The sequence below is a fragment of the Brevundimonas sp. genome (genome assembly GCF_030656255.1).
Lineage (GTDB): Bacteria > Pseudomonadota > Alphaproteobacteria > Caulobacterales > Caulobacteraceae > Brevundimonas.
In genome coordinates this window covers 26,867-44,410 of the sequence record NZ_JAUSOE010000029.1, presented here as the reverse complement: position 1 = coordinate 44,410, position 17,544 = coordinate 26,867, and the positions used below count along the sequence as shown (strand labels likewise).

General features: G+C 67.5%; 19 protein-coding genes. 6 read left to right on the top strand and 13 right to left on the bottom strand.

Features of this window, described 5'->3' with window-relative positions:
• Positions 1–348 (top strand): deoxyhypusine synthase family protein (locus Q7J26_RS03110; protein WP_304935054.1); only part of this gene is annotated, 348 nt, incomplete at its 5' end.
• A 63-nt stretch (positions 349–411) separates the two neighbouring features.
• Here Q7J26_RS03110 and Q7J26_RS03105 read toward each other — a convergent pair.
• The 6 genes from Q7J26_RS03105 to Q7J26_RS03080 form a co-directional block, all read right to left on the bottom strand.
• Complete coding sequence (locus Q7J26_RS03105) at positions 412–1,554, bottom strand: GTP-binding protein (protein ID WP_304935053.1); 1,143 nt, start codon at positions 1,552–1,554, stop codon at positions 412–414.
• 45 nt (positions 1,555–1,599) lie between these two features.
• Positions 1,600–1,824: an alkylphosphonate utilization protein gene (locus Q7J26_RS03100; RefSeq protein ID WP_008263608.1), complete on the bottom strand. Its 225-nt coding sequence runs from the start codon at positions 1,822–1,824 to the stop codon at positions 1,600–1,602.
• A gap of 125 nt (positions 1,825–1,949) precedes the next feature.
• Complete coding sequence (locus tag Q7J26_RS03095; RefSeq protein WP_304935052.1) at positions 1,950–3,995, bottom strand: NAD(+) synthase; 2,046 nt, start codon at positions 3,993–3,995, stop codon at positions 1,950–1,952.
• A 104-nt stretch (positions 3,996–4,099) separates the two neighbouring features.
• Complete coding sequence (locus Q7J26_RS03090; protein WP_304935051.1) at positions 4,100–5,152, bottom strand: sensor histidine kinase; 1,053 nt, start codon at positions 5,150–5,152, stop codon at positions 4,100–4,102.
• A 133-nt stretch (positions 5,153–5,285) separates the two neighbouring features.
• The gene (map, locus tag Q7J26_RS03085) at positions 5,286–6,056 is read right to left on the bottom strand and encodes a type I methionyl aminopeptidase (RefSeq protein ID WP_304935050.1); all 771 of its coding nucleotides are present in this window, start codon (positions 6,054–6,056) and stop codon (positions 5,286–5,288) included.
• Positions 6,053–6,283, bottom strand: a complete 231-nt coding sequence (locus tag Q7J26_RS03080; RefSeq protein WP_304935049.1) for a ParD-like family protein — start codon at positions 6,281–6,283, stop codon at positions 6,053–6,055. The genes map and Q7J26_RS03080 overlap by 4 nt, the downstream gene beginning before the upstream one ends.
• Positions 6,284–6,657: 374 nt before the next feature.
• Here Q7J26_RS03080 and ftsY point away from each other — a divergent pair, with 374 nt between their 5' ends.
• From ftsY to Q7J26_RS03065, 3 genes are all read left to right on the top strand, one after another.
• A complete protein-coding gene (gene ftsY / locus Q7J26_RS03075; protein ID WP_304935048.1) occupies positions 6,658–7,593 on the top strand; it encodes a signal recognition particle-docking protein FtsY in 936 nt (311 codons plus the stop codon).
• A 1-nt stretch (position 7,594) separates the two neighbouring features.
• Entirely contained in the window at positions 7,595–8,251 is a 657-nt protein-coding gene (locus Q7J26_RS03070) for an inner membrane-spanning protein YciB (protein WP_304935047.1), read from the top strand.
• Between the two features lie 125 nt (positions 8,252–8,376).
• On the top strand, positions 8,377–8,991 hold the full coding sequence (locus Q7J26_RS03065; RefSeq protein WP_304935046.1) for a MarR family winged helix-turn-helix transcriptional regulator: 615 nt from the start codon (positions 8,377–8,379) through the stop codon (positions 8,989–8,991).
• Between the two features lie 26 nt (positions 8,992–9,017).
• Here the strand turns inward: Q7J26_RS03065 and chrA are convergent, their stop codons facing one another.
• From chrA to Q7J26_RS03035, 6 genes are read right to left on the bottom strand one after another with little or no spacing between them, the layout of a single operon-like run.
• On the bottom strand, positions 9,018–10,211 hold the full coding sequence (gene chrA, locus Q7J26_RS03060; RefSeq protein WP_304935045.1) for a chromate efflux transporter: 1,194 nt from the start codon (positions 10,209–10,211) through the stop codon (positions 9,018–9,020).
• A 15-nt stretch (positions 10,212–10,226) separates the two neighbouring features.
• Positions 10,227–10,640: a phasin gene (locus Q7J26_RS03055; RefSeq protein ID WP_304935044.1), complete on the bottom strand. Its 414-nt coding sequence runs from the start codon at positions 10,638–10,640 to the stop codon at positions 10,227–10,229.
• 56 nt (positions 10,641–10,696) lie between these two features.
• Positions 10,697–11,470, bottom strand: coding sequence for a creatininase family protein (locus Q7J26_RS03050; protein WP_304935043.1), 774 nt, complete (start codon positions 11,468–11,470; stop codon positions 10,697–10,699).
• 12 nt (positions 11,471–11,482) lie between these two features.
• Positions 11,483–12,118: a TetR/AcrR family transcriptional regulator gene (locus tag Q7J26_RS03045; protein ID WP_304935042.1), complete on the bottom strand. Its 636-nt coding sequence runs from the start codon at positions 12,116–12,118 to the stop codon at positions 11,483–11,485.
• A complete protein-coding gene (locus Q7J26_RS03040; protein ID WP_370651902.1) occupies positions 12,118–13,737 on the bottom strand; it encodes a DHA2 family efflux MFS transporter permease subunit in 1,620 nt (539 codons plus the stop codon). The genes Q7J26_RS03045 and Q7J26_RS03040 overlap by 1 nt, the downstream gene beginning before the upstream one ends.
• On the bottom strand, positions 13,734–14,813 hold the full coding sequence (locus tag Q7J26_RS03035; protein WP_304935041.1) for an HlyD family secretion protein: 1,080 nt from the start codon (positions 14,811–14,813) through the stop codon (positions 13,734–13,736). The genes Q7J26_RS03040 and Q7J26_RS03035 overlap by 4 nt, the downstream gene beginning before the upstream one ends.
• 123 nt (positions 14,814–14,936) lie before the next feature.
• Here Q7J26_RS03035 and Q7J26_RS03030 point away from each other — a divergent pair, with 123 nt between their 5' ends.
• Together Q7J26_RS03030 and nth are read left to right on the top strand one after the other, a co-directional pair.
• On the top strand, positions 14,937–16,238 hold the full coding sequence (locus Q7J26_RS03030) for an NAD(P)/FAD-dependent oxidoreductase (protein WP_304935040.1): 1,302 nt from the start codon (positions 14,937–14,939) through the stop codon (positions 16,236–16,238).
• Positions 16,235–16,990: an endonuclease III gene (gene nth, locus Q7J26_RS03025; RefSeq protein ID WP_370651901.1), complete on the top strand. Its 756-nt coding sequence runs from the start codon at positions 16,235–16,237 to the stop codon at positions 16,988–16,990. Before Q7J26_RS03030 ends, nth begins: the two co-directional genes overlap by 4 nt.
• Here the strand turns inward: nth and Q7J26_RS03020 are convergent.
• A complete protein-coding gene (locus Q7J26_RS03020; protein ID WP_304935039.1) occupies positions 16,987–17,403 on the bottom strand; it encodes a MarR family winged helix-turn-helix transcriptional regulator in 417 nt (138 codons plus the stop codon). The two genes, nth and Q7J26_RS03020, sit on opposite strands and share 4 nt — an antisense overlap.
• Positions 17,404–17,544: the final 141 nt, after the last annotated feature.

The following is a 17,544-nucleotide window of genomic DNA, read 5'->3' as shown; positions in this document are numbered from 1 at the left end:
ACCCGGGTGAAGATCAAGGCGGGGACGACGGGCCTGCTGATGATCGGCGGCGGCGCGCCGAAGAACTTCGCCCAGGACACGGTCGTCTGCGCCGAGATCCTCGGCAAGGAGGTGCCGATGCACCAGTACGCCGTCCAGATCACCGTCGCCGACGTCCGCGACGGCGCCTGTTCCTCCTCGACGCTGAAAGAGGCCGCCTCCTGGGGCAAGGTCCAGACCACCCACGAACAGATGGTCTTCGCCGAAGCCACCACCGTCGTCCCCTTGATCGGCTCCGACGCCTATCACCGCGGCGCCTGGAAGGCCCGCGACAAGCGCCGCTGGAACAAGCTGTTCGAGAAGGGCTGAGCCGAACCGGCTGCCTGATAGAAAGGCCGGCGGAGCGATCCACCGGCCTTTTTTATTGCGATATCAGGCCGCGCAGGCCTCGAACCCGGCCCGCAGCGCGGCCTCGTCCAGTTCGCGGCCGATGAAGACGGCGCGGCTCCAGCGGCGTTCGCTCTCGCCCCATTCGCGCTGAAGGTCGCCCTCCAGGATCATGTGGACGGCCTGGAAGACCAGGCGGCGGTTCTCGCCCTGGACGTCGATGATGCCCTTGGCGCGCAGGATGTTCTGACCCTGCTCGCCCAGCAGCCGATCCAGCCAGGCGGTGAACTTGGCCCCGTCCATCGGCCGGTCCAGCGACAGGGAGATGCCCTTGATGTCGTCCTGGTGGGCGTGGCCGCGCGCGCCATGGGCGTGATCGTGGCCATGGTCGTGGTCGTGATGATCATGCCCGTGGTCATGGTCATGATGATGGTGGTCGTGGCCGCAGTGTTCGTTATGCACATGGCCGTCCGCGCCGTGCGGCGGGTTGGCGAAGTCCGGCTGGACCTCCAGGATCCGCTCCAGGTCGAAGGCGTGCAGGCCCAGCACCTGGTCCAGCGGCACGTTCGACCGCTCGGCCCGGACGATGGGGGCCAGGGGGTTCAGCGACCGCAGCCGGGCCTCGACCTCGTCCAGCTCTTCCGTGGTCGCCAGATCGACCTTGTTCAGGATGATGCGGTCGGCGAAGGCCACCTGTTCGCGGGCCTCTTTTGAATCGTCCAGCCGCGCCATCACATGTTTGGCGTCCACCAGGGTGGTGACGCTGTCCAGCTGGGTCTTGGCCTTGACGTCCTCGTCGACGAAGAAGGTCTGGGCCACCGGGCCGGGGTCGGCTAGGCCCGTGGTCTCGACGATGATCGCGTCGAAGGCGGGCTTGCCGGGACGTTGGCGCTTCATCAGGCCGGCGACCACGCGGATCAGGTCGCCGCGCACGGTGCAGCAGACGCAGCCGTTGTTCATCTCGAACACGTCCTCGTCGGCGCCGACCACCAGGTCGTTATCGATGCCGATCTCGCCGAACTCATTGACGATGACGGCGTAACGTTTGCCGTGATCCTCGGTCAGGATCCGGTTCAGCAGGGTGGTCTTGCCCGCGCCGAGATAGCCGGTCAGGACGGTGACGGGGATCTTGCCACCAGAATTCTGGGGTGCGGCGGTCGAAACGGGAGCGTCGAGAGTGTCGGTCATGGCCGCTAGATGGCGGCTGACGTCCCATTTGGGAAGAGGGGGCCGTCAGGCCTTCTTCACGAACTCGACGCGCAGGACCAGGCCGCGCACCTTGTCCACATTGGCTTCGATCTCGTCGGTGTCGCCGGTCAGACGGATGTTCTTGACCAGGGTGCCGCGCTTCAGCGTCACCCCGCCCGAGCCCTTGACCTTCAGATCCTTGATCAGGGTCACGCTGTCGCCGTCGGCCAGGATGTTGCCGTTCGAGTCTTTGGTCACGTCTTCGGTCATGGCGAAGCTTCTAGCGGCGCGGACCCCATGCGTCACGCAATATCCGCAATTCGAATGTGGATATGAGCGATTTCGCGGGCTCAAGTCGCGCGAAGCGCGATAGCCCAAACAGGGAACCGACGCCGTCAGGCGTCGGGGACGTTGGCGTCCAGTTCGTCCAGCCAGACCCGCGCACTGCCGTCCGATGGCGCGCGCCAGTCGCCGCGCGGGGACAGGGAGCCGCCGGTCACGACCTTGGGTCCGTTCGGCAGGGCCGAGCGTTTGAACTGGGCGGTCTGGAAGAAGCGGATCAGGAATTTCCTCAGCCACGCCTTGATGGTCGCCAGGTCGTATTCGACCTTTTCGTCCTCGGGCGTGTTCGCGGGCCAATGCCCAGCGCCGGCGTCGCTCCAGGCCTGGTGCGCCAGGAAGGCGACCTTGGACGGCTTCAGGCCGAAGCGGCTGATGTAGAACAGGAAGAAGTCGTTCAGCGCATAGGGGCCTACCGTGCCTTCGGTAGACTGGATGACCCCGTCCTTGGCCGGTACCAGTTCGGGTGAAATCTCGGTGTCCAGAATGGCGTGCAGGGTCGGGGTCGCCTCGGCGCCGACCAGTTCGCGCGCCGCGACCCAGCGGATCAGGTGGCGGATCAGGGTCTTCGCCACCCCGCTGTTGACGTTGTAGTGGCTCATATGGTCGCCGACGCCATAGGTGGCCCAGCCCAGGGCCAGTTCCGACAGGTCGCCCGTGCCCAGGACGAAGGCCTGGTTCTGGTTGGCCAGCCGGAACAGATAGTCGGTCCGTAGGCCTGCCTGCACATTCTCGAAGGTGATGTCGTGGACCGGTTCGCCCGCCGCATAGGGGTGGCCGATGTCCTTGAACATCTGTTCGGCGGCGGGGCGGATGTCGATCTCGGCCCCGGTGACCCCCAGGGCCGTCATCAGGGCCCAGGCGTTGGACTTGGTCCCGTCCGAGGTCGCGAAGCCCGGCATCGTATAGGCCAGGATGTTGGTCCGCGGCAGGTTCAGCCGGTCGAAGGCGCGGCAGGCGACCAGCAGGGCCTGGGTCGAATCCAGCCCGCCCGACACCCCGATGACCAGACGTTCGCCATTGGTCGCCGTCATCCGGCGCATCAGGCCCTGGACCTGGATGTTGAAGGCCTCGTAGCAGTCCTGATCCAGCCGCCCGGCGTCGTCCGGCACGAAGGGGAAACGGTCCAGCGGGCGGATCAGCTCGCTCTCGACCGCGTCTTCGCGCGCCATGAAGGGCACGACCGTCGCCGGCTCACCCTCGACCCGGGCGCATTCGGCGAAGGTGCCGTTTCTCAGGCGATCCAGGCCGATCCGGTCCACATCGACGTCGGCGAGGGTCAGATGGTTCTCCAGGGCGAACCGTTCGCCCTCGGCCAGCTTCGATCCCAGTTCGTGGATGGTCGCCTGACCGTCCCAGGCCAGGTCGGTGGTGCTCTCGCCCCAGCCCGAGGCGGTGAAGACATAGGCCGACAGGGTGCGGGCCGAATGGCTGGCGCTGAGCATGGCGCGCTCGTCGGCCTTGCCGATGACGATGTTGGACGCCGACAGGTTCAGCAGGATCCGCGCCCCCGCAAGCGCCGCCCGCGTCGAGGGGGGCAGGGGCGCCCAATAGTCCTCGCAAATCTCGACCGCGAAGACGAACCCCGGCCTGTTCACTGCCTCGAACAGCAGCCCCGGCGCGAAATCGATGGTCTCGCCATTTAGCTGGATCACGTCCTCGGCGCGCGCCGTCGCCGGCGCAAACCAGCGTTTCTCATAGTATTCCCGGTAGTTGGGCAGATAGGTCTTGGGCACGACGCCCAACACTTCGCCCGCGCCCATCACCACGGCGCAGTTATACAGGGCGTCGCCGTTGCGGATCGGCGCCCCGACCACGGCGACCAGATCATGCTCGCCCGTCGCCTGGGCGATGACCGCGATCTGGCGTTCCACCTCGTCCAGCAGGGCCGCCTGCATATGCAGGTCGTCGATGGCGTAGGCCGACAGGGACAGTTCCGGAAACACCATCAGGTCCACACCCTGATCGGCCGCCTGACGGATCAGGACCAGGTGCTCCTCGGCGTTGGCCCTGGGGTCGCCCACGTGGCTGACGGGCGTCGCCGCCGCCACCCGCACGAAGCCGTGGGTCTTGGGGGAATGGAAGGGCAGGGGCTCGGCCATCGGGTCGTCCGTTCATCCCGGCGCGCGCCGGTCGTCAGCCTCCATATAGGCCGGAATGACGACAGGAGAGAATCCCCTGCGCGCGTCGCCGCCTGTCGGCGCGCCTAGACCGCAGGCACGGCCGCGATCTCACCGGCGGTCTGGCGATGCAGCACCGAGACTTCCGTGCCGGGCGCCAGGTCCTTGACGGTGATCGACGCCTCCAACTGGGTAGCCAGGGCCTTGATGATGGCCGTTCCCAGTCCGGCTTCTGAATCGGCGGGGTTCTTGGGCATGCCGACGCCGTCGTCGGAGATCGTCAGATCCCAATCCTCGGACCGCGACTGGAAGTCTACGTTGACCACGCCCTTTCGCCCGTTCGGGAAGGCGTGTTTCAGGGCGTTGATCACCAGTTCGGTGACGACCAGACCGATGCTGACCGAGACCTCGGCTTCCAGGGCGCTGGCGTCGCCGCTGACATCGATCCGCACCAGGTCATGGTCCGCGATCATTGAGGCGCCGATACTGCCGCACAACTGCGCCAGATAGGGTTTCAGCGCGACCTCGCCGACCTTGTTCAAGGACAGCTGGCGCTGGACCTCGGCCACCGACATGACGCGGTTGTGCGCCTCGGTCAGATGGGCGCGGCTTTTGATCGATTCCGTCTTCCGCGCGGTCTGCAGCAGCACGCTGGCGATGATCTGCAGGCTGTTGGCGACGCGGTGCTGAACCTCCTGCAGCAGAATCTCCTTCTGCCGCACCAGGTCGTCCATCTTCTTCTGGGCCGCCTTTGCGGCGGTGACGTCCACGATGGTCAGCAACAGGCGCACGGGCTGGGTGTCGGAAAAGACCAGGCGCTTGGCGTTCAGCTTCAGACTGCGTGCGGCGGCGGCCCGGAACGGCATCTCCAACTGATAGTCGGGCACGTCCGCCCCGCCGGAACCGACCGCGCCCAGCAGGGACCGCAGCCGGGGCAGGTTCCATTCGCCTCCGCCCAGGTCGAAGATCGACCGCCCGACCACTGCGTCGGCGTCCAGCCCGAATTCCAGCAGGAAGGACTGGCTGGCGGCGACGACGTCGAACGCCTCGTCCATCAGCAGCAGCGGTGCGCTGGACACTGAAATGACCGCCAGGGCCAGGGCGGAGCCGAGGTCTGTATCTTGAGATGCGGGAGCCATGGGCCTCCCTTTCCGATCCCGTCGCGACGCCCAGTTTGAGCATCAAGCCTCGGGTTCAGACGCGTCTGAGCGTCTTTCACCCCACCCCTAGCATGCGGGGGCGCAACTGAGCATCGAAAGTGACGATTTCACTCTAGGCCGCCACCCGCATCTCGTCCGGTCTCAGCGTCAGCACCCTTGCCCCGTCGCCCGTCACCGCCACCGTATGTTCGAACTGGGCCGACAGCATTCCGTCTGCCGTCACCACGGTCCAGCCGTCGTCCTCGGTCCGCACCGTTCGGCGTCCCTGGTTCAGCATGGGTTCGATGGTGAAGACCATGCCCTCGCGCAGGGTCACGCCCGTGCCCGCCCTGCCGAAATGCAGCACCTGAGGGTCCTCGTGCATTTCGCGCCCTATGCCGTGGCCGCAGTATTCGCGCACGACGGAATAGCCGGCCTTCTTGGCGTGCCGTTCGATGGCGAAGCCGATGTCGCCCAGCTTCGCTCCCGGCCGCACGGCCTGAATACCCTTCCACATCGCTTCATAGGTGGTGCGGACCAGCCGCCGCGCCTGGGGCCCCACGGTCCCGATCAGATAGGTCTTGCTGGAATCGGCGATGAAGCCGTCCTTCTCCAGGGTGATGTCCAGATTGACGATATCGCCGCTTTTCAGCACCTCGTCCGCCGACGGCACGCCGTGGCAGACGACCTGATTGCGCGAGCTGTTCAGCACGAAACCATAGCCGTACTGGCCCTTGCTGGCGGGCCTGGCCTGAAGTTCATCGACGATGAAGGCTTCGACGCGGTCATTGATCTCCATCGTGGTCATGCCGGCCAGCGCCAGCCCGTCCAGATGGGTGAAGACCGAGGCCAGCCGGCGCCCGGCCTCCGCCATCAACTCGACCTCGGCGGGGGTCTTGGTCATGCCGTCGCGTCCGCCAGGGTCGGGGCGTCCATAAGGGCCGTCGCGTCCACGCCCGCCGCCTTCAGCTCGCGCGCCACCAGGTCCTGAAAGGTCAGGCCCGGATTGGTCTCGCACAACAGGCCGATCCTTATCCAGAAGGCCGCCTGGGCGTTGATGGACCGATAGGAGGCCTTGCTGGCGCGACGCAGCTGTTCGTGCAGCGCGTCCTCGATATTGACGATGCCCAAGGCCTGACTCCGGACTATATGATTCGTATATGTAATGTATATTTGTCGTTCGGGCGCCGCAAGCGGCGGTTTCTGCCGTCTCGGTGCCGCGCCACCTCCGCCGACTGTCACAATGACGCTGGTCCTCGGCCAATGAATTCAGGGCCTTGTCGAATTCTTGGGGTCTTTTCCCAGCCGGGCCTCCCGGCGGCCTCATAGTCTGCGGTCCAGAGAGCGAGCACGGCGGAGCGGGCGGATTTCAGACAATTCATACTATTCAGACTATGTTTTTCAGCCGAGAGTCTGAAATCCCCGCCCCGGCGCCCGATGACGCAGTCCGCCGCCTGTATGCGAATGCGGATGACGCCAGCCTCCGCCCTCGCTAAAGCCATCCCATGACCGATACGCCGAAAAAGGGCTGGTTCCAGCGCCTGTCCGCGGGGCTCTCGCGCTCCTCCAAACAGATGACCGACCAGGTCGTCGCCAGCTTCGTCAAGGAACCTCTGTCCGAGGCGGCGCTGGAGCAGCTGGAGGAGCATCTGCTGGAGAGCGATCTCGGCCCCGCCGCCTCGGCCCGGATCGTCGAACGCTTCCGCGCGCTGAAGTTCGGCAAGGACGCCCAGGAGCGTGAGGTCAAGGAGGCCCTGGCCGAGGCCGTCGCCGCCGAACTGTCGCCGCGCCAGGCGACCTTCGACCCGCTGAGCGGACCCAAACCCTATGTGGTCCTGTTCGTCGGGGTGAACGGCTCGGGCAAGACCACGACCCTGGGCAAGATCGCCGCCGACCTGACGGCCAAGGGCGCCAAGGTCATGATCGTCGCCGGCGACACCTTCCGCGCCGCCGCCCGCGAACAGCTGAAGGTCTGGGCCGACCGGGCGGGCGCCGAGTTCGAGAGCCGCCGCGACGGCGCCGACGCCGCCGGCCTGGTCTTCGACGCCTACGCCAAGGCGCGGGCCGAGGGGTTCGACGTCGTCCTGGTCGATACGGCCGGCCGACTGCAGAACAAGTCGGCCCTGATGGACGAACTGCTCAAGATCGTGCGCGTGCTGAAGAAGATCGATCCGGACGCGCCACACGACACGCTTCTGGTGCTGGACGCCACGGTCGGGCGCAACGCCCTGGCCCAGGAACAGATCTTCGGCCGCACCGCCTTCGTCACCGGCATCGTCATGACCAAGCTGGACGGCACGGCGCGCGGCGGGGTGCTGGTGCCCGTGGCCCAGGCGTCCGACGCGCCTCTGATGCTGATCGGCGTGGGCGAGGGGATCGACGACCTGCAACCCTTCGACGCCCGCGCCTTCTCCCGCTCGCTGGTGGGACTGGAAGACTGACATGACCGACACGACCGCTTCTCCCGAACCGAAGAAGAACCGCCAGTGGATCCGCCAGGCCGTCGATTTCGGCGCCCTGGCCGCCTTCATGATCAGCTATTTCGTCAGCCGCGACATGATCCTGGCGACCTGGGTGCTGGTCGGCGCCTCGGCCCTGGCCCTGGGGGTCGGCTATGCGGTCGAGCGGCGGTTCGCCCCCTTGCCGCTGATCACCGGCCTGTTCGCCCTGGTGTTCGGTCTGCTGACCGTCTTCACCCACGACGACCTGTATGTGAAGCTGAAGCTGACGGTGCAGAACGGGCTTCTGGCCGTCGTCCTGCTTGGCTCGATCCCGCTGAAGAAATATCCGTTCAAGGCCCTGCTCGGCTCGGCCATCAAGGTCAATGACGCCGCCTGGCGGACGCTGACTGTGCGCTATGGCCTGTATTTCCTGACGGTGGCGATCCTGAACGAGATCTTCCGCAGCCCCGCCGCCGTGACCGCCCTCTGGCACGCCCTGGGCCGCGATGCGCCCAATCCGAACGACGTCTGGACCAGTTTCCGGGGCGTCCTCTGGATCGCCGCCTCGGTTTTCGGCCTGTCTCAGGTGCCGCTGATCATGAAGAACATGACCAAGGACGAGGAGCCCGGCCCCATTTCTCCCGACACGGGACTTTAGCGCGGACTTGACGGAACCACGGGAGCCTACAGACAAAATGTCGCGGAAGTGACATACGTGTCGCGTCAAATCTTAAAACGCGGCTGGTACGCATGCGGATGAAAGACAATCGGGGGACGGTCGATATGGTCAAGTCTGGCAAGGCGTTGCGCAAGGTCGGTCCTCTGGCCACCTCGCCCAGTCACCTGATGCACCGCGCGCTGCAACTGGCCCTGGACATCTATTCCGAGGAAATGGGCGCCGACGGCCTGACCCAGCGCCAGTTCGCGGTTCTTGAGGCCGCCTCGCTGAAGGCCGGCCTGACCCAAACCGAACTGGTGCGGATGACCGGCATCGACCGCTCGACCCTGGCCGACTTGGTCACCCGCATGACCGCCAAGGGGCTGCTGGAGCGTGAACGCTCCACCCTGGACGCCCGCGCCAAGGCGGTTCGTCTGTCCACGGAGGGCGCGGCCCGGCTCGAAGCCGCCCGTCCCCTGGTCGAGGCCGCCGACAAGCGGATCATGGGCCTGCTGCCCAAGGGCCAGCGCGAGACCTTCCTGGTCCAGCTGGCCGAACTGGCCGCCGCCGCCGACGCCGCCCCCGACGCCGCCAAGGCCGAGGCCAAGGCCGCCAAGAAGGCGCTGAAGATGGCCGAGAAGGAAGCCAAGAGGGCCGACAAGGCCGCCAAGAAGGCGGTTCGCCCGGCCAAGGCCTCCAAGCTCAAGAAACCCCGCCTCAAGGTGGTAGAGACGGCCTGAGCGGCGCCCCTCCCGCCCGGTGGACGTCAGCCGAAGACCAATCTCCCGGCGAGGGCGCCGCCCACGATAAGAAGCGGCGGCGTCCATCTTCCCTTCGCCAGCCAGACCGCCGCCACGGCTGCTAGGAAAACAAGGACGGCGACCCAGAGGATCGGCGCACGCTCAAGTGTCGACCCCGTCAGCTGGAGGCCGGTCGCGCCAATGATCCCGACGACGGCCGCTGCGATCCCCGCTAAAACGCGATGCAGCGCCGGATTGTCCACCACGGCCTCCAACCGTTCGAACAGGATCAGGGAAAAGGCGAAGGCCGGCAGGAAGATGCCCGCCGTCACCGCCAGGGCGCCGGTCCAGCCCCCGGCGACATAGCCGGCGAATGTCCCGAAGATCACCAGGGGCGCCGGCAGGACTCCCGCCAGGGCGACGCCGTCGAGGAAGGCGCCGTCGGACAGCCATCCCCGCCCCACGGTGTCGGCGCGAACATAGGGAATGGCGGTATAGGCCCCGCCGAACGTCAGCAGCCCGCCCTTCAGGCCTGCGACAAACAGATCAAGGGTTCCGGCTTCCGTGATGGGGGCGTTGACCGGGATCGCCGCCGTCATGCCGGCTGTGTGCAGGGCCACGGACAGGGCAACGGCGATGACGCCGACGCCCAAGGCGATCCAGGGCCGATCGCTGAACCCGTAGATCAGGCCTCCCGCGACGAGCGGTATCCAGAACGGCGCGCCGATGAGGCTGGACGCAAACCCCAGGCCTGCGATCAACCACAGAAGTCGGTCCTCCAGGACGTGCCGCCCGATCCGCTGCACCGCCCTGATGATGAGCGCCACCACGACGATCTGCACGCCCAGCAGGGCGCCGGCCCAGACGGTGCGACCGGCCACCAGGATGTCATAAGCCCATGCCGCCAGCATCATCAGGACAAAGCCCGGCGCCATGAACCCCAGCCCCGCCAGAACACCCCCTATGCGGCCGCGCGACAGCATCCCCATGTGAACGCAAAGCTCGTGCGCCTCTGGACCGGGAAGCGCCTGCATCACCGCCAGCAGGCGGTTGAATCGCGCGCCTGAAATCCAGCCCTCCCGCTCCACCAGCTGTCGTCGGATCATGGCGATCTGCGCCACGGGCCCGCCGAACGCCAGGACGCCGAAGTGCAGGAATTTCAGGAACAGGGCCAGGAGCGTGAGGCGGGGCGCAATCGGTTCTTCCTGCGCTACGGTCATCACCTTGTTCCTGTCCTAGCGTTTCCTCAGCCGGGTCGCATTGGCGACGGCGGTCTTGTGGATCGGGGTCAAGGCCTCGGTCTGGGCCTTGGTGAGTTCCCCGTTAAGGGTCAGGGCCTGACCGGCGGCGCGGCTCCACCAGCCCATAGCGTAGCGGAACTGGGCCTGGGCGGCTTCGGCCGGGGTGCGGGCGCCCGCCACCTCGGTCGCCGCCTGCATCGCTCGCGCGCCCTCGTCCAGAGCGTCGCGGCCCAGGCGCTCGCCCATGGCCCCGGCGTTGGCCGCCAGGGCGCCGGCGGACGCGGCCATGGCCTGCGTCTTTTCCGAGCTCATCAGCGACAGCTCGACCGGGTCCTGACCGGCCGGATCCGTCAGTCCCTTGACCATCAGCGCGGTGCGGGCCGCGATCACCTCGGCCGAAGCCGCCAATGTCTCGGCGCCCAGAATGGCCGGGGTAGGGGCGGCGGGCGCGCAGGCCTTGCGGGTCAGGACGCGTCTCCCGGCCGGACTTCGGCGGCGAAGGCCGCGACGTCGGACAGCAGGGCAGGGACGGCCAGGTCGATGATGCGGCGGCCCTTTTCGGGGCTGGCCTGGGCCGGGTCGGAGCCGATGCGGCCGTCGGGGAAGCGGGCGCGATAATCCAGGGCGTCGCGGATAGGGCCGCTGGGCGCGATCTGGGGCGAGTACTCGGCGGTCTTGATCCGGTCGGGATAGGCGGCCTGGGTCACGGCGATCTCGGACGGGGTGGCGTGCATGCCGTGGCCGGTCGGGAAGATCGAGTTGCACAGGCCCTGGACGCCCGGCAGGTCCCACCAGTTCTTGAGTTTGAGAACGAAGGGCGGCGCCTCCTCGACGAAGCTCCATTCGGCGTAGATTTCCGAGAAGGTCGCCTCGATGGTGGCGACGTTTCCGCCGTGGCCGTTGAGGAAATAGATCCGCTCGAACCCGTGCCGGCTCAGCGACGAGACCCAGTCGGTGATGGCGGCCATGAAGGTGGAGGGCCGCAAGCTGATGGTGCCGGCGAAGGCCAGGTGATGCTGGGCCATGCCGATGTTGAAGGTGGGGGCGACCATCAGGGCGGCGTCCGAACGCTCGGCCTCGTGGGCGATGATCTCGGGGCACAGCCAGTCGGTGCCCAGAAGGCCCGTCGGCCCGTGCTGCTCATTGGAGCCGATGGGGACCACGACCGTCTTGGACAGGGGCCGGCTCGACGCGATCTGGGCGTCGATCTCGGGCCAGGACGACAGGTGGATCAGCATGGGCGAACTCCTTTACGCACCCGTCTCACCTAGCGCGAACCGCCCCATACGCCTAGGCGCATAGGCCGCGACGAAGACCCTGGCGGCCTCACGAGCCCGGCGAGCGCGATGCGCCGCATCGATTTGCGGCACGTTCAGCATGGCCCGCAGATGGCCGTGGCCCAGCACCAGGCCGGTGAACATCTCTGCCGCCTCGTCTGGATCGGGCACGTCCAGCCGGCCCGCGCGGGTCTGGTCCGCCAGCCAGGCCGACAGCAGTTTCAGGCTGCGCAGGGGCCCGGCCTCATAGACGGCCTGGGCGATCTCGGGGGCGTCGGCGGACATCAGGACCACGCCGCGCATCGACCCGACCTTGTCCGGATGGCAGACTCGGTCCAGGAGGCCGACGGCCAGGGCTTCCAGCACTGCGACCGGTTCGCCCGTTCCCTTCAGCGGGGCGGCGACCGCGTCCGAGCGCTGGTTCGCCATGGCCTTGGCGATCTCCAGCTTGGAGGCGAAACGGTTGTACAGGGTCTGTTTCGACACCCCGGCGACGCGGGCGATCTCCTCCATTGAGGCGGTCATGCCCTTTTCGGCGAACAGGGCGGCGGCGGCGTCGAGAATGGCCTCGCTCTTCTTCTCATCGACCTGACCCTGGCGGCGCGCCATCAGTGGACGTCCGACGGCGGCGCGCCCGGCTGGGCCTTCACCGGCTGGGCCAGCAGGGTGACGAAGGCGGCGCCGGCGCACATGATGCCCAAGAGGGCGAAGGCGTCGCCGAAGGCCATGGTGGTGGCCTGTTTCTGCAACAGGCCATAGACGGCCTTCATCGCCGAGGCGGCCGGGTCGATGGTGCCGGCGAACCGCTGGGCCATGCCGGCTATCATCTGACGCATGGCTTGGTCGCCCTGGGCGATGCCGCTGGTCAACTCGCCCATATGGACGGCGGTGTTGGTGGTCAGGCTGGTGTTCAGAATGGCCAGGCCGAAGGCGCCGCCGACGTTGCGCGCCAGGTTCACCAGGCCCGAGGCGTTCTTGACCATATGCGGCGGCAGGGTGGCCATGGTCACCTGCTGCGAGGCGATCATGGCCAGCATGACGCCGACGCCGCGGAAGGCCTGGACCGAGGCGAACTCCCAGAAGCCCCAGTCGTCGGTGACGACCCGCGCCTCCCACATGCCCCAGGCGCACAGCATGAAGCCGCCGAACATCAGGATCCGCGCGTCCATCTGGCGCACCAGCCGCCCGGCGAAGGGGGCGGTGGCGAACATGGCCAGGCCGGAGACGACCATGGTGGTGCCCACCTGGGACGACGAATAGTCCAGCACCCGACCCAGGAACAACGGCAACAGGAAGGTGCCGCCGTACAGGGCGAAGCCGACGATGAAGGTCATGATGAAGCCGACCAGGAAGTTGCGGTTGGCGAAGGCGCGCAGCTCGACGATCGGCTGGCGATAGGCCAGGGACCGCCAGATGAAGATCGGCCCGGCCACGGCGGCGACCACCGACAGCAACAGGATGTGGGTGTCGTCGAACCAGTCGTTCTTGGAGCCTTCCTCCAGCACATATTGCATGCTCATCAGGAAGGTCGCCATGAAGCCCAGGCCCCACCAGTCGAACCCCTTGGCCAGGGACGGATCGCCCTTGTCGAAGTTCCCGTAGCGGCCGACCAGGAACAGGACCAAGAGGCCCGGCGCGACATTGATGAAGAACAGCCAGCGCCAGCTGAGCCAGTCGGTCAAATGCCCGCCCAGGGTCGGGCCGACGGTCGGGGCCAGGGTGACGATCAGCCCCATGACCACGCTGGCCGTGACCCGCTTGTCCGGCGGGAAGGCGGTGAAGGCCACGGCGAAGACGGTCGGGATCATGGCCCCGCCGACAAAGCCCTGGATGGCCCGGAACAGGATCATCGTGTCGATGGAGTTCGACAGGCCGGTGGCGATGCTCATCAGGACGAAGCCGGCGCAGGAGGCCAGGAAGACCTTCTGTGTGCCCCACAGTCGCGACAGGAAGCCGGACAGGGGGATCATCACCACTTCAGGGATCAGATAGGCGGTCTGGATCCAGCTGATCTCATCGGCCGAGGCGCCGACCCCGGCCTGGATCTGGGGCAGGGAAGCGGCGACGATCTGGATGTCAAGGATGGCCATGAACTGGCCCACCACCATGCCGGCGAAGCCGAGCAGCAGCATGGTCCAGTTGATCTCTGGATGGCCGGCGACGGGGTTCTGCGGCGTGACCCCGCCCCCAGCCCCGCCTCCAGCCGTGGGCGGGTTGGCTGTGGTCACGGGCGGGGCGCCCCGATGGAGGCCTCGGCGAAGCTCTGGCCGCCGTCGCTCTTCAGATCGACCTTGACGTCCACCGACAGGCCGGGACGCAGGGCCAGGCCGCGGTCGGCGCCGCCGACGACGATGCGCACGGGGACGCGCTGGGTGATCTTGGTGAAGTTGCCGGTGGCGTTCTCGACCGGGATCAGGGCGAATTCAGAGCCGGTTGCGGGGGCGAAACTGTCGATCCGGCCCTCGATCTTGCGACCGGGGAAGGCGTCGGCGGAGATCTCGACCGTCTGGCCCAGACGCATCCGGTCCAGCTGGGTCTCCTTGAAGTTGGCCACGACATAGGTCTGGGTCAGGGGCACGATGGACAGCAGCTGGGTCCCGGCGTTGACATACTGGCCGGGGCGAACGCTGCGGGCGCCGACGACGCCGGCGATGGGGGCGCGGATGACGGTGCGTTCCAGGGCGATGCGGGCGGTCTCGACCCCGGCGCGGGCCTGTTCGACGGCGGCGACGCTCTGTTCGCGGGTCGAGCCCAGCACACCGGCGGTGCGCTGTTCGGCGACCAGGGCGGCCTGGGCCTGTTGCACGCTGGCGTCGGCGGTGGCGGCCGAGGCGCGTTCGGTCTGAATCCGCTGCTGCGAGACCCAGCCCTGCTGGGCCAGCTTGCCGTAGCGGTCGACCTCGGCGCGGGCCAGTCCGGCCTGGGCGCGGGCCTGGGTCACGGCGGCGGCGCGGGCGGCGATGGCGGCCTGTTCCTGCGCGGACTGGGCGTCCACATTGCCGACGGCGGCGAGCGCGGCCTGGAGATTGGCCTCGGCGCGGGCCAGTTCGGCGCGCTGATCGCCGTCGTCCAGCTTGACCAGGACCTGACCGGCCTCGACCCTCTGGTTGTCGCCGACCAGAACCTCGGTCACGCGGCCGGCCAGTTGCGGGCTGATCAGGGTGGTGTCGGCCTGGACGAAGGCGTTGTCGGTGCTCTCCCACCGCTGGCCGTTCATCCACCAGACGATCCCGCCCGCGATCAGGGCGAGGCCGACGAGGACCGCAGCGAACAGCGGCAGGCGTTTCTTCAGTTCAGGCGACATGGGACATCCGGGGGGAGGGTGCGGCGTTTTGAAGCGGGGCTAAAATGGACGTCGCCGTCCAAAAATCAATGTCCAATCGACAGATGCCCAATCACGCGTGGTTTTCGTGTATGCCCCCGCCTCATGAACGACCACGCCCGAGCCTCGAATCCGCTGCCGTCCGAGGTCGATGTGGTGATCGTCGGCGCGGGCGCCGCCGGGATCGCCGCCGCGCGCCGGCTGATCCGGCCCGGCCTGTCGGTTCTGGTGCTGGAAGCCCGCGACAGGGTCGGCGGCCGCGCCTGGACGGCGCGGGTCGAGGGCGAGGGTCTCGACATGGGGTGCGGCTGGCTGCACTCGGCCGACGACAATGTTTTGGCCGGGCGGGTCGAGGCCGAGGGGCTGACGCTGGACCAGACCCCGCCGCCGTGGCGGACCCAAGCCTTCGATCACGAGATCACGCGCGCTGACCTGGCGGAGTTCGGCGAGGCCTTCTCCGCTTTCGATCAGCGCGTGACGGAAGCAGCCGGGCGGGGCGAAGACCGGCCCGCCTCCGATTTCTTCGAACCCGACTGCCGTTGGAACGCCCGGATGGACGCCATTTCGGGCGCGCTGAACGGGGCGCGGTTCGCCGAGGTGTCGAGCCTGGACTATGACGCCTACGGCGACACCGGGGTGAACTGGCGGGTCCGGGAGGGCTATGGCCGGTTGATCGCCCGCCTGGGCGAGGCCGTGTCGGACGCGGTGGTGCGCGATTGCGCCGTGCGTCGGATCGACCGGTCCGGCCCCCTGTTGCGGCTGGAGACCAGCCGGGGCGAGCTGACGGCGCGGGTCGTGATCCTGACGGTTCCCAACAGCCTGATCGCGACCGAGGCGGTGCGGATCGACCCGCCGGTTCCGGCCTGGCTGGAGGCGACGGCGGGCGTGCCCCTGGGGCTGGCGTCCAAGGTGCATATGACGGTGCGGGGCGCGGGGGACTTTCAGCCCGACACCCAGTTATGGACGCGTACCGACACGGCCGAGACCGGCGGCTATCATCTGCGGCCGTTCGGGCGGCCGATGATCGAGGCCTATTTCGGGGCCGGACTGGCCTGGGGGCTGGAGGCGGAGGGGCCCGCCGCCCTGGTCGATTTCGCCGTGTCCGAACTGGTCGCGGCCCTGGGGTCGAATATGCGGCGGCGGCTGGAGGCCGTGGCCGTGTCGAATTGGGGCGTCGATCCCTGGTCGCGCGGCGCCTATTCCCACGCCCTGCCGGGCCATGCGGGGGACCGGGCCAAGTTACGGATCGCGGTCGAGGACCGGATCTTCCTGGCGGGAGAGGCGACGGCGCCGGTCTATTACGGCACGGCCCACGGCGCCTGGATGGAGGGCGAACGGGCGGCGGATGCGGCCCTGAGGAGCCTGGGTCTTGACCCGCGCCGCGACGACGGCGACAGCGAGGCATGAAGCCGACTAAGGCCCGAAAACCCGCCGCCAAGCCGCTCAAACCCGGCCCGAAACGCCCTGCGGTGATGACCGGCGCCTCCGTGCCCGTGCTGCGCTGGCCGCCGGACGAGGACCGGGTCGAGACCATTTTCGAGCGGCTGTCCGGGATCATGCCCGAGCCGAAGACCGAGCTGAACTTCTCCAACCCCTTCACCCTGGTGGTCGCCGTCGCCTTGTCGGCCCAGGCCACCGACGTCGCGGTCAACAAGGCCACCGACCGGCTGTTCCAGGTCGCCGATACGCCGGAGACGATGCTGGCGCTGGGGGAGGAAGGTCTGGTCTCCTATATCGCCTCCATCGGCCTGTATCGCGGCAAGGCCCGGAACGTCATCGCCCTGTCCCGCCTAGTGCTGGAGAAGCATGGCGGCGAGATTCCGCTGAACCGGACCGACCTTCAGGCCCTGCCCGGCGTGGGGCGCAAGACCGCTTCGGTGGTGCTGAACGAACTGGGCATCGAGGCCGCCATCGCCGTGGACACCCATGTGTTCCGCGTCTCGCACCGGCTGGGCCTGGCCAATGCGGGCACGCCGGACAAGGTGGAGGCCCAGCTGTTCAAGGTCGTGCCCGACCAATGGCTGCCCAAGGCGCACCACTGGCTGATCCTGCACGGCCGCTACACCTGCACGGCGCGAAAGCCGAAATGCCTGGCCTGTGTCATCGCCGACCTGTGCCCGTCCCGAGCGGGGCTGATGGCGCTGGGGGAGGCGGGCTAGGACCGTTTAACAACCGCGACGGGGTCTGCGGCCAGCCGGGCGGCCAGGGTGTCCAACACCCGCAGGGTCGTTTCCAGATCCGCCAGTGGAATATCCGCAAATATGCGGTCCCGCATTTCGGAGGCGAGGACGTCCAGCGCCTGCAAGGCTTCGCGCCCGGCCGGCTCGATCATGATCAGACGAACCCGACCGTCCCCGATCATGCGGCGACGGCTGACGAAGCCCAGACTTTCCAGCTTGTCCAACTGCCGGGTCAGGCTGGGGCCAGAGATCTCGAGACGCCCAGCCAGTTCGGTCTGTGTCAGACCTTTGGGGGACTGCTCAAGGAAGTAGAGCAGACTGGTCCGCGCTGATTCTTGCCCGCAGGCGCGTCGGACTTCGGCGGCCGCAGTCTGAAAGCGACGCGACGTCAAGGTTACGGCGAAGGCGATTTGAAGTTGCAGGATCTGACGGGATGAAAATCCTGTAGAGAGCAACTGTAACAATGACAGGTCCTTGAACGGAGATGTTCGGGATCGATTGATCGCTTATCGCGCTATGCCGCGCTTAATCAC